Annotated in this window: 11 protein-coding genes and 1 pseudogene; 3 read left to right on the forward strand and 9 right to left on the reverse strand. The window is 27.6% G+C overall.

The genetic code is table 11. From position 1 onward, the window contains the following. Nucleotides 1-9: 9 nt before the first annotated feature. The 6 genes and pseudogenes from ACTNAO_RS06345 to ACTNAO_RS06370 all read right to left on the reverse strand — a co-directional run bounded on the left by ACTNAO_RS06345 (nucleotide 10) and on the right by ACTNAO_RS06370 (nucleotide 5,135). Nucleotides 10-1,980 (reverse strand): V-type ATP synthase subunit I, encoded by a 1,971-nt coding sequence (locus ACTNAO_RS06345; protein ID WP_441027573.1) that lies wholly within the window; start codon nucleotides 1,978-1,980, stop codon nucleotides 10-12. After that, entirely contained in the window at nucleotides 1,967-2,293 is a 327-nt protein-coding gene (locus tag ACTNAO_RS06350; RefSeq protein ID WP_441027574.1) for an ATPase, read from the reverse strand. The genes ACTNAO_RS06345 and ACTNAO_RS06350 overlap by 14 nt, the downstream gene beginning before the upstream one ends. A gap of 134 nt (nucleotides 2,294-2,427) precedes the next feature. Next, a pseudogene (locus tag ACTNAO_RS06355) lies at nucleotides 2,428-2,652 on the reverse strand (DUF4080 domain-containing protein); the annotation flags it as partial. Nucleotides 2,653-2,707: 55 nt separating this feature from the next. Next, a complete protein-coding gene (locus tag ACTNAO_RS06360; RefSeq protein ID WP_441027600.1) occupies nucleotides 2,708-2,836 on the reverse strand; it encodes a DUF4080 domain-containing protein in 129 nt (42 codons plus the stop codon). A 362-nt stretch (nucleotides 2,837-3,198) separates the two neighbouring features. After that, nucleotides 3,199-3,699, reverse strand: coding sequence for a hypothetical protein (locus ACTNAO_RS06365; protein ID WP_441027575.1), 501 nt, complete (start codon nucleotides 3,697-3,699; stop codon nucleotides 3,199-3,201). 146 nt (nucleotides 3,700-3,845) lie between these two features. After that, nucleotides 3,846-5,135: a hypothetical protein gene (locus tag ACTNAO_RS06370; protein ID WP_441027576.1), complete on the reverse strand. Its 1,290-nt coding sequence runs from the start codon at nucleotides 5,133-5,135 to the stop codon at nucleotides 3,846-3,848. Nucleotides 5,136-5,273: 138 nt separating this feature from the next. Here ACTNAO_RS06370 and ACTNAO_RS06375 point away from each other — a divergent pair, with 138 nt between their 5' ends. After that, nucleotides 5,274-6,389: an aminopeptidase gene (locus ACTNAO_RS06375; RefSeq protein WP_441027577.1), complete on the forward strand. Its 1,116-nt coding sequence runs from the start codon at nucleotides 5,274-5,276 to the stop codon at nucleotides 6,387-6,389. Nucleotides 6,390-6,608: 219 nt separating this feature from the next. Then, a complete protein-coding gene (gene spoVB / locus ACTNAO_RS06380; protein WP_441027601.1) occupies nucleotides 6,609-8,099 on the forward strand; it encodes a stage V sporulation protein B in 1,491 nt (496 codons plus the stop codon). A gap of 34 nt (nucleotides 8,100-8,133) precedes the next feature. Here the strand turns inward: spoVB and ACTNAO_RS06385 are convergent, their stop codons facing one another. After that, a complete protein-coding gene (locus ACTNAO_RS06385; protein WP_441027578.1) occupies nucleotides 8,134-9,192 on the reverse strand; it encodes a hypothetical protein in 1,059 nt (352 codons plus the stop codon). Nucleotides 9,193-9,458: 266 nt separating this feature from the next. Between ACTNAO_RS06385 and ACTNAO_RS06390 the strand changes: the two genes are divergently transcribed. Beyond that, complete coding sequence (locus ACTNAO_RS06390; protein ID WP_441027579.1) at nucleotides 9,459-9,953, forward strand: CarD family transcriptional regulator; 495 nt, start codon at nucleotides 9,459-9,461, stop codon at nucleotides 9,951-9,953. 35 nt (nucleotides 9,954-9,988) lie between these two features. Here the strand turns inward: ACTNAO_RS06390 and ACTNAO_RS06395 are convergent, their stop codons facing one another. After that, entirely contained in the window at nucleotides 9,989-10,327 is a 339-nt protein-coding gene (locus ACTNAO_RS06395) for a PqqD family protein (protein WP_441027580.1), read from the reverse strand. A gap of 73 nt (nucleotides 10,328-10,400) precedes the next feature. After that, nucleotides 10,401-12,329 carry an OPT family oligopeptide transporter gene (locus tag ACTNAO_RS06400; protein ID WP_441027581.1) on the reverse strand — a complete coding sequence of 643 codons (1,929 nt, stop codon included), beginning with the start codon at nucleotides 12,327-12,329 and terminating at the stop codon, nucleotides 10,401-10,403. Nucleotides 12,330-12,407: the final 78 nt, after the last annotated feature.

Below are 12,407 nucleotides of genomic sequence, written 5' to 3' on the forward strand. Positions count from 1 at the left end.
AATTAAAAATTATTTTATTATTTCTTCTTTTTTTGTATTAATATATTCATTCTTTGCTTTAAATGGAGTGAAATCTTTTCCTCCACCTTCGTAGAACTTTCCAAAATATTCAACATATTGTAATCTACAAGTGTGTACATATGCACCAAGTAGTGACAATCCTAAGTTAAATATATGACCAAAAACTAAAATTAATGGTGCAAATAAGAACATTGCAACTCCAGGAATCATTCCAGCCATCATATTAAATGCTGCTGCAAGTGAACCACCAGATAATCCAAGGGCCATAAGTCTTGTATATGAAACAAGATCTCCTATATAGCTTGTAATTCCATATAATTCATATGCTCCTGATCCTATTTGAGCAACTTTTGATTTTGCTCCCCTACCGTTAGTTAAAACTATTGTTCCCATACCAATAACCATTAATACAATTCCTATGTTTTTTGCAATTGCTGGAAGTCCAAGCAACATAGAACCTAATAATAGTCCTGTACCAATTAGTGCAAAATACCAAGAAAATACATCATAAAATGCATCTTTTACTTTACCATCTCTAATAAGCATATATGCCTTAATTCCAAGTCCAACAAATATTTGAATTGCACCAAATACTATTGATGCTATTAATACAGTATTTATGTCATTTGTTTGTGAAATATGTCCTGGTATTGGAAGTTCAACACCAAATACTGTTCCATATATAAGACCAAAGCCAAATATAGGGAAACCTAAATAAAAGAAAAATTTAGCAAATCTTCTCTTAGATTCATCAAATTTAAAGAACTTAAGTGCTAATCCAACAACTATAATTTCTAATAGTCCATATCCCATATCTGCAACCATCATACCAAAGAATAAAAGATAAAATGGTGTAAGAAGTGGTGTAGGGTCTATTTCATTATACCTTGGAGTACTATACATTTTAGTTATGTCTTCAAAAGCACTATTAAGCTCATTATTTTTAAGCTTTACTGGAACAATTCCAGATTCAATATCTTCATCAGTAACTTCACTAAAATCAATATAGTAATCTTCACCTAAAACTTCCTTTAATAAAGATACAAAGTTTTTATTTTCTTCTGAAGGAAGCCATCCTTTTATAATAACTACATTGTTAGTTCTTAAGAAATTATCTACTGCATTTTTTCTAGTTACAATATTTTCATAGTATTCGCAAATTAACTCTAAAGTATTCACATCTTCATCAAAAGATGCTAATTCTTCTTTTACAAAGAATTCCTTAGATTTAATTTTTTCAATACTATCCATATTGTTTTGAATAATTTCAATAGGTTTTTCCTTAAGGGTAGTTTTAAATGGACTAAATCCAAAACTCCTAAGCTTTTCTTCTAGTTCTTCTTTTTGGTCCTCATTACACATGCTTAAGAAGTATACATCTTGATCATTTTCACTTACTATTTCAATATAATAATCATCAAAATGAGCAAGTTCATCCATATATTGTTTTGGAATACTTCCAAAAAATACAGGAGTTTTAAGATCATTTAAGCTTTCTAATGGTGCATCAAAATTTTCAATTAATTTAAGACTTTCAATCTCTGTTTGAAGTTTTGACTTTTCACTTTCAAGTGCAGCTAATTCATTTTCTTTATCCTTAACCTTTGAACAGATTTCATCAAAAGGTGAATTAAGTGCTGCCTTTTCAAGTTCCTTTAATGTAAGCTCTCTTTTTCCTTCTCGCATTGACTTAATCATTGATTTTTGAGGAACATACTCTTTTAAAAACTTAAGAGTAGATTTAGCCTTAGATAATTTTTCTTCACATTTTTCATAACTTGAACCAGCATTATCAAAATCCAAGCCTTCATATTCTTCATTTACATTTTCTTCATTTAGAACTTCAGATTGAAGATCTGTAAATTCTACTTCTGAAAAATCTTGAAGTTTTTCTAAAAGCTCAGCTCTTTGGGATTCAAATGCAAGCAATGTGAATTTGTTCATCTTAACTATTGCCATTTACTTTCACTATCCTCTCAATAATTAAATTAATTGCTTTACTCTTTTGGCTTTCATCTGTGTTTAAAATTGCTTTTGCATCTTCAGAGCCTTTTGCAATTATAGGTTCAGCCTGTTTTTGCCCTTCGTTTATGGCTGCTTTTATCATTTTATCTGATTCTTCTCTAGCGCCATCTAAAATTGCTTCGTATTGTTTCTGAGCTTCTTTATGTGCATCAGATACAATAGTTTTTGCTTCCGCATTTGCATTTTTTATAATATCAGTTGCTTCTGCTTCAGCTTTTTTTACTTCTTGTATTGCTTTTAATGCCAAAATATCACCACCTTTTCATAGACTGTGCATTTTCTAAAGTAAAGCACTTTAGCTTTTCTTACTTATAGAATGTATTAAAAAGTAATTAATATCTTTTGTTTTAGATTACTTGATTATGTAGTATTAATTACTTCTTATATCACATTATACACACTCCAAATATTTTTTTCAATATTAAAAGAATATATTCCTTTAAACTTTTCTTTTATTTTAAGTTCAACATTCTTTGGCACCCCTCCTTTTAAGAAGTCAGGTATTCCTCTTCTTTTGTTATAATTTAAATAATCATATTTAATAATATCTATTAAATATTCTTCCTCTCCTTTTAATATTTCCTTATTAAAGTCTAAAAATACCTTGTAATATTGTGTATTTCAAATATTGCTATTAAAGTAACCCTTTTCCTCAAAAAAATCACCTAAATAAATAGAAAAAATCAAAAGGAGTATCAAATTTATAATAGAAAAAATGAAATATATTATTAAATTTTTGACTGTTATAATACTTATCGACTACTTTTTCAACTCTCTTAAGTATTAAAATTTTAAAATATTAAATTTTATTTGTCTTAAGTATTTTATATGGAGGATATAGGTAATATTCTATACCATTTTTTTGCCTCTAAAAGCATCTGTGATCCCTTTAATAGCTTTTAAAAAAAAGTTGTATTTCATCTGGTTTTATTAAAAACCATCATCAAAAGAATTTACAAAAGATTTAAATTTTTCCTCTATTTCATTAATAGAAAACTCCCTTATTTTAGAATAATAAGGGAGATCTTTTGTGAAGGATTATAAATATCTTACAGCTAAATTGCTGTGAATATACTGCAATTTAATTGCAACAAGTAGAATTTTCATAAATATCTAATCCTCTTAGTTTATAATTTTTCTTTTATATAAAGTTTATAATTTTCTTGTTGCTTTTATATAAAACATATCTTCCCAAACTTTTTCTTCGTTTATTACAAAATATTTTGATAAAATCTTTTCTACATCTTTATAGTTAAATTCAATTAATGGATTTAAATTTATAACATCTGTTTCTTTAAATGTCTTGTTTGGCATTTTTATTTTAACTTTACTATTTACTATCTTACCCCTTTCTTTATTTATATCCCACAAATATATTTTACCATCTTTCTTTAAATATTGGCTAGCCTCTTTTATTATACACTCTCTTTTTCTATTACTCCATACTTCATTTAAATTAAAGAAAAAAGTACAAATATCGTAGCGTCTTTTTAGCAAAATATCTTTGTTATTTTCATCAACATAATCTACTGATATTTCATCTATAACGTCTTTGGATAAATTATAAATTATTCCTGCTTTATCGCTAGTAACATCAAGAACATCTCCGTTGATGGCAACATAATCCATATTTATTATTAATGTTTTTTCCATTTTTTCACCCACCTATAAGTATTATTATTTTTTAATATTTGTATCTTGTATGTTATATATTTTAATTCTTATGCACTGTTATAAATAACAGTGATGAGAAACATTTTCACAAAATTCTTTTACCATTATAAATAACAATGCTTTCACTATTTAGAAGTAGTTTTTAAAAGCTTGTAAATAGCTATAATTATTAAAATAGCTGAAAGTAATGTGATGAAAATCCATATATTTCTTGGTATATAAAAATTTCTAGAATTTTCTTTTTGCGAAATCTTGTATATATATCCTAAATAGCTATCCATTATATAGAATCCCTTATTATAATAAACTATATCTTTAATATCACTTTTATTTGTAACAGTCACTATATCATTTAAACTGCCAGTTTTGCTCAACACTTTAATTTTTTTGGAGCTTTTATCAAAAAACACTATACTATCTTTTTCAAAAATATTACCATCCTTATCAATAGCACATGATTTTATAGTATTTTGTTTATCTGACACAAATAAAGGAGCATTTGCTTTTTCAGAAGTTTTTGATTCTAAAAGTAATATTGGTTTTACAAGATTTCCTTCATTGTCTTGAAACCTTGGAGATTCAATGTAATCTCCACCTGAATAATCAGGGAATCCATACCAAATACCCTTTTTTATCTCATATATATAATCACAATCATCATTTATTGGCCTCAGTCCTTCATTACTCATTCCTTGCACAGCTGCATATATTTCACCCTGACTGTTTACATCAATACCTGTTATTGCTCTTATACCACTTGCATAAAGTTCTAATTTTTTTGTATCTTTATCAATTAAATATATAGCTGCATTTCCAATACTTTGTCCATCTATTTTTTCACCTACTATACCTTTTATCCCAGGTCTTTTACAATAAGTAATGTCTTCACTATCCCCAAAATTATTTCCATTTAAAGTTATATCTATTGGAGGTATTTCAAAATTAGGTCCTTCTGAAACTCCAGAATTGGTACATGCACCAATAGCTAACCCCATATTTCCATTAACCAAAAACAACTTTCTGTCAACATTGTTACCGCTTAAAGGAATATTTTCCAAATAATCTTCAATATCTAAATTTTCTAAATCAAGCTTATATAAAGTAGTTTTAGAAATAAAATAAAGCTTATTATCATTATATAAAATATCTTCAATATCATAATTTCCATTTGAAATAACATTTTTTTCTTTTCCTTCAGGCGTTATTAATTTAATTTGAGTCCTTTTGGCCACATAAATATTATTACTATTATCTATTTCAAGGCTTACACCATTTTTCATGTTTTTATTAATAATTGTACAATCCATATTATCAGTTACTATTTTCATATTATAAATAGATACCACATTATATATTCCAAGTCCAAATAATACTATAAGTAAAAAAACTATAATTACTTTTAAGTGTTTTTTCATATTTCCTCCAAAAATAATGCTTTATTTATTTATATTTTTATTTCAGAAAAATATAACATTTATTTTACATATACTTATAAATTTAATCTAACAATGTTATACTATTTTTAAAGAAATCAATAAAAAGGAGGACTTAACTTGAAAGATAGTAGATACACACAACTTGCCAAAAATTTAATTAATTATTCATGCAATTTGCAACCTGGAGAAAAAGTATTAATTGAAGGAATAGGTGATTGCCTGCCCTTAGTTAAAGAACTTATAAAAGAAGCCTATAAAGTTTCTGCAATACCATTAGTTACATTAAAAAATAAAGAAGTTGACAGAGAACTTCTAATGGGCGCTACTAAAGAACAACTTGATCTTATGGCTAAATACGAAAGTGAGAGAATGAATGACATGGATGCCTATATCGGCATAAGAGCTGGTAATAATACTGCTGAAACATCTGATGTTCCATCTGACAAAAACAAATTATATAATATGCATTTTGCAGAACCAGTTCATGGTAAAATAAGAGTTCCAAAAACAAAATGGGTAATTCTTAGATACCCAAATGGTTCTATGGCACAATCAGCTAATATGAGTACAGAAGCTTTTGAAGATTTCTATTTTGATGTATGCAATTTAGATTATTCAAAAATGTCAAAAGCTATGGATAAACTAGTTGATTTAATGAATAAAACTGACAAAGTTAGAATAACAGGAAATGGAACAGATTTATCTTTCTCAATTAAAGATATTCCAGCTATAAAATGCTCAGGAGAAATGAATATTCCTGATGGCGAAGTATATTCTGCCCCTGTAAAAAATTCTGTCAATGGTACAATTTGCTATAATACTCCATCTCTTCATGGTGGTTTTACTTATGAAAACATTAAGTTAACATTTAAAGATGGCAAAATAATCGAAGCAACTGCTAATGATACACAAAAGATTAATGAAGTTTTTGATATGGATGATGGAGCAAGATATGTAGGAGAATTTGCCCTAGGTGTAAATCCATATATACTAACTCCAATGAAAGATATATTATTTGATGAAAAAATATGTGGTTCTATTCATTTTACACCTGGTAGTTGCTATGATGATGCATATAACGGCAATGAATCAGCTCTTCACTGGGATCTTGTATTAATTCAAAGAAAAGAATATGGTGGTGGAGAAATCTACTTTGATGATGTTTTAATAAGAAAAGATGGAATTTTTGTAATTCCTGAACTTGAATGCTTAAACCCAGAAAACTTAAAATAAAAATAGGCAAAATTTCATTTCTACTAGGTGCACTTTAGCACCTAGTTTTTTACTTATATATTAAAAATTTCATTGTATATTTAATTATCAAATAGAATAAACTAATGTATAATCAAGTTTTAGGAGTGAATATTTTTGCCAAAAAATATTGATATAGCCTCAAATAGAAAAAATTCTACTACCATTCCAAAAAACAAAGTCTTGAAAGATGCCAAAGTCATCAAAGATGACTTTTTAAAAAATTCCTTTTTACTTACTACTTCAAATATAACAACAGGAATTTTAGGTTTTATTTTTTCAATATATCTTTCTCATATATTAGGTGCTGAAGGCATGGGGTTATATAACCTTGTTATGCCCATATATAATTTATTTATATGTATAATGTCAGCAGGTGTATCTGCCTCAATTTCACAGATATCCGCTGTTTATTCAGAAAAAAAACAATTCACCAATTTAAGAAAAACTATCAAAACAGTTGCATTTTTTAATTTTTTATGGGGAATTTTAGTAGCAATTTTAGTGTTTGTATTTGCCCCTTATATTGGGGAATATGGAATAAAGGATATACGTACTATAAATTCTATTAAAGTAACATGTCCTGCAATGATATTTATTGCTCTTTCAAATATTTTAAAAGGATATTTCTGGGGTACATCAAAAATAGTATTTCCAGCTTCAATAGATATTTTAGAAAAAGCTCTTAGAATATTAACTGTAGCTATTTTAATATTTGCATTTAATGCTACTGATTTAACTTTGCTTGTTACATTATGTTATGTAGCCTTGTGTCTTGGAGAACTTCAAAGTTTAATTCTACTATTTTTGTACTACAAACACATTCAAAAATCTATACCTCATACAAATGAAAGGCCTGAAAGACGTTCTCAACTTCTATTTAATGTTTTAGCTCTTTGTCTCCCTTTAACTCTTAATGGATTTTTAAGTAATATTTTCAATACCATGTCTACATTAGTTATTCCTAGATGTTTAAATTATGCTGGTTTTTCACACACTGAAGCTTTATCTATGATTGGAAAATTTACAGGTATGGCAATGATGATTATAGGAATGCCACTTATTGTTGTAAGCTCTATTAATACACTTTTAATCCCTGATCTTTCTCAAACTATAAGTAAAGGAAATTACTATAGTGCATCAACAAGAATAAGGAAAGTAATGAAAGTTGCCTTTATTTTAGGACTAGCAACTTCCGTTGTTTGCTTTTTAATTCCAGATGAACTTGGCCAAATATTTTATCAAAGAAATGACCTTGGAAATTACATAAAATATGCAGGACTTTCTGCCCCGATTTTCTTTGTATCTACAACAATGTTTGGAATATTAAATGGCATAAATAAACAAGGTATAATTCTTAGAAATTCAATAATCGTTGCAATATTGGAATTAATAGGTTTGTTTCTATTTACCTCAATCTCCTGGATTAATATTTATGGTTATGTTATAACACTTTTCTTAACTTCCATTGTAAGTGTAATAATAAATTTATATGAAGTAACTAAAAATATAGATATTGATATATCACTAACAAATGTAATAATTTATATTTTACTTTCAATTTTAACCTATTTTATATTAAATATTTTAATATCTAAATTTGTACACCCTTTAAATTTAACTTGGAGTCTTCTTATTATTGCTTTAACTTTTGGAATATTCATATTTTGGGGCAAATTTGGAGAAAGTTAAACTTCTCCATTTGCCAATATATCCATTTAGATTATTAAATTTTATCTTTATTATAATACCAAAAAGCTAATATATTATATAAAGATGACAATATTGATATAAAATCACTATTATAAAATTTCTTTGGTACATATTTATTAGAAGTTTCAACATGAGCTGATTTATTACCAAAAACTCTAGACATATGAAGGTACTGAATAATCCATGGTGCTAATATGTCTTTACTTGAAAGTAAATTTAATATAGAACTTAAATCATACTTAATTTTAAAAATATTAAGATTATGCTTGCTAGCCACACTTTTTGCGATTATTTCACTTATTTTTCTAGAGTTTATAGCAATACTGTTAATTGATAAGGAATCAACTTCATCTAATTCACTTTCAATTATTCTTAAAATATACTCCAGTTCCTTATATTCCCCACTTTTAAATATATCAGAAATAATTTCTTTAATGCTAACTATCAACGACTCAATTACAACAAGACTTCCTTGCTTATAATATGTTCTTCCTAAAGTTTTTTCAAAAGCTTTATTCCAATTTCCTTCTTCTGTTTCTCTTAAAATGTAAAAATTTAAAACCTCTGTGTTTTTACTTTCCTTTAAAAGTTTTATGGCATATTTCAATAAAATTTTTATACTTTCATAATAATCTATGTTTTTATTTCCTTCAATTATAGGCAACGAAATACTTTCAAATACATTATCATTAAACTCCAAAGCCTTAATTGTAGCAAATATTGCTCTTATATTTTTATCATAAGTTGATAATTTATCTTTCTTCTCAGAAAAAGTTGGAATTCTAGCCATAAGAAATCCCTGTCTTCTTTCTTTATTTTCTTGTTTTTCCCTCCAATAATGCATACTTACATCATTCATTATCATACTTACATTTCCCTTGCCTTGAAAATTAACTTTATAAACTTTTTTCAAAGCTTCATAAACTTCTCCTTCTATTGGTCTATTGTTATCTGCATGAGTTGAAAAAACTATAAGATCAGCTTGTGTTTCACTTATATCTTCTCTAATAAGATTAATAGTTCTATTACCGTATATTGTATCAATATTACATGTATTAACTACCATTTTCATAGGAATTCCTCCTTCCTTTACTTGCTAAATTTTTAATTCTACATTTTGCCTAGTAATACCTTTATATATTATATTAACTTTCCTTAAATTATTCTTATATTTATGCAAAAGTAAACTTTTTATTAAAAGAATTAATATTTTCTTATAGGTATTGACCACTATTATTGTATATGATAAAATTAAATATTTGATTTTTACAGATATTTTATGATATAATACATACATAACAAGAAATTATATAGTAAAAATATTAGGAGGTGCCATACTTGTTTAATATAGGAGATAAAATAGTTTATCCAGTACAAGGGGTAGGAGTTATTGATTTAATTGAAGAAAGAGAATTCAAAGGTGAAATGCAGGATTTTTATAAAATCCATTTAATTAGTAATTCTTTAAAGGTAATGCTTCCATCTAATCGTGTTAAAGATTCTAACATAAGATTATTAAGTGATACATCAACTGTTGATAAAATTTTTGACAACATATCTTATTTTGCTTCTAGCGCAAAAAATACTACATATGCAAATTCCAAAGAAAGAATCACTGAAAATACTTCAAAAATGAAATCAGGTACTTTAAAAGATTACATGGAGGTTTTATTCGATTTATCACATGTTAAAAAAGAACACACTTTAAATTCAAGCGAAACACAAATGTTAAACAATGTAAGAAAGCTTGTTATTGACGAAATAAGTATTGTTAAGGATATTTCAAATAACGAAGCAGCTGATATGTTAGATAATTCATTAAAATTAGCATAAAAGGTGAGATAATGATTTTTATCTCACCTTTTATTTTATAAAATAAATTTATTATCATAAAGAATTTTAAAAAAAGTAATAAGCCTATTATATAAGGGTTCTGCCTTTTCTTTAAATTTTTCTCTAACAAGCATAGCTATATCATTTATATTTCTTTTACCATCAATATTAAGCCACACAAAGCTAGATAATTCGTCTAACCTTATATAACTTTTTTTAGGTCTTTTAAAAAATTTTTGAGCTATCTTATCAAAAAATCCTTTTCGCTCTATTTCTAGTATTACAATATTCTCCTTGACACTCCAGCTTATTTTTTTATTTCTAGTAGGAATGACTTCAAGGCAATTGTCTTTATTTCTACTTTTAAAACCCAAAATTGCACTCACCTTCTAAAATTACTTTAAAATCCACAAAATTTGTGCATTTCATAAATAATTATAAATTTTATTATACTTTATTTTCTTTAGAACTCCTATTATCTTTATGCCATATAGTAAACATAAATAACGACAATATTAAAAGTACAAAAGCAACTATACCACCAATATTTCCAAAATTAATTATTGAAGATATATCGATTAATTCTGACAATGGTACATCCTTAATTTTTACAATAGCAAATACTGCAAGCAATATACCTACTAACCCTTCACCTGCAATAAGCCCTGAAGTGTATAAAAGACCTCTATCAACAATATCTTTTCGTTTTTCTTCTGTTATTTTCTTTTTCTTTTCAAAATATAGTCTAATTAATCCACCTATCATAATTGGTGTACTTAAATGTATTGGTAAATATAATCCTACTGCAAAAGCCAATACTGGTATACCTAAAACTTCAACAGCAATAGCTATTCCTGCACCTGCAAACACAAGATTCCAAGGAAGATTAGCTTCCATAACACCTTCTACTACCATTTTCATAAGCATTGCTTGTGGCGCTGGAAGTTCAGTAGATCCATATCCCCAAGCTGCATTTAATAGATATAAAACTCCACCTATTGTAAGAGCTGATACTGTAATTCCAATAAATTCTCCAATTTGTTGATTTCTAGGAGTAGCACCTACTATATATCCAGTTTTTAAATCTTGAGAAGTATCTCCGGCAATGGCAGCTATTATACATATAATAGATCCTATTGCCATGGCACCTATCATTCCTTCTTTTCCTACAGTTCCAGTAGCTTTTAAGACGATAGTTGAAATTAACAAAGTAGCAATTGCCATTCCTGATACTGGATTGTTGCTGCTTCCAACTAATCCAACAAGCCTAGAGGATACTGTAGCAAAGAAAAATCCAAATACAGCAATTATTAATGCCCCAATAAATGACACTGGTATAGTTGGTACAAGGGCTATTATAAGCATTATTAAAACAACTAATATAATAACTATATTCATAGGAATATCTTTATCAGTTCTAATTAATCCATTTTCTTTATCTTTATTAGTATAATCCTTTAATGCCTTTTTAAATGTACTTATAATTAAAGGTAAACTTTTAATTAGACTTAATATACCACCTGTAGCAACTGCACCTGCTCCTATGTATCTCAAGTAATTACTCCAAAGTCCGAAAGTATCAAGCTGACTTATTGGGATTTCAGCTGGAAATACTACTGCATTTCCTCCAAAAAGACTTATAACAGGCAATATAACAAGCCAACCTATTATACCACCAGCAAACATGTATCCTGCTATCTTAGCACCACATATGTATCCAACACCTAAAAGCGCTGGAAGTACATCCATACCTACAGCAGAACCCTTGTAGCTACTAATTTCATGGTGTACTTCACTAGGAAATATTTTTAAACCATCAGTTATAAATTTATATATTGATGCAATTGAAAGCCCAGCAAAAACTGCACTTGATTTAGAGCCACCCTCTTCCCCTGCTAAAAGAACTTCTGCACAAGCCGTTCCCTCTGGATAAGGTAAAACTCCATGCTCTTTTACTATAAGAGCCTTTCTAAGTGGAATCATAAACAATATTCCAAGCAAACCACCACATAAAGCAATTATTCCAATTTCTAAAAATGATGGTGTTGATGTGCCCCATTCATCTGCCCATATAAATAATGCAGGCAATGTGAAAATGGCACCAGCTGCAAGAGATTCACCTGCAGAACCTATTGTTTGTACCATATTATTTTCAAGCACTGAATCTTTTCTTAAAATAAACCTTATTATACCCATTGATAATACAGCAGCCGGTATTGATGCCGAAACTGTAAGACCAACTCTTAAACCTAAATATGCATTTGCAGCACCAAAAATAGCTGCAAGAATAATACCAAGTACTATAGAAGTCACAGTAAATTCAGGTATTATTTTATCAGCACTAATATAAGGTTTAAAATCTTTATCTTTTTCCAAAAAATCACTTCCTTAAATATTATTAAGCTAAAATATTCGACATATTTTGCGAATTCCTTTACTAATTTTAATATATTT

Origin of the sequence: Clostridium sp. HCP1S3_C6 (assembly GCF_052066735.1) — a bacterium.
Classification (GTDB): domain Bacteria; phylum Bacillota; class Clostridia; order Clostridiales; family Clostridiaceae; genus Clostridium.

Excerpts from the sequence above, each read along its gene's own strand:
- ACTNAO_RS06345 (WP_441027573.1), bottom strand. The coding sequence starts at position 1,980 with ATGGCAATAGTTAAGATGAACAAATTCACATTGCTTGCATTTGAATCC.
- ACTNAO_RS06365 (WP_441027575.1), bottom strand. The coding sequence starts at position 3,699 with ATGGAAAAAACATTAATAATAAATATGGATTATGTTGCCATCAACGGA.
- ACTNAO_RS06370 (WP_441027576.1), bottom strand. The coding sequence starts at position 5,135 with ATGAAAAAACACTTAAAAGTAATTATAGTTTTTTTACTTATAGTATTA.
- ACTNAO_RS06385 (WP_441027578.1), bottom strand. The coding sequence starts at position 9,192 with ATGAAAATGGTAGTTAATACATGTAATATTGATACAATATACGGTAAT.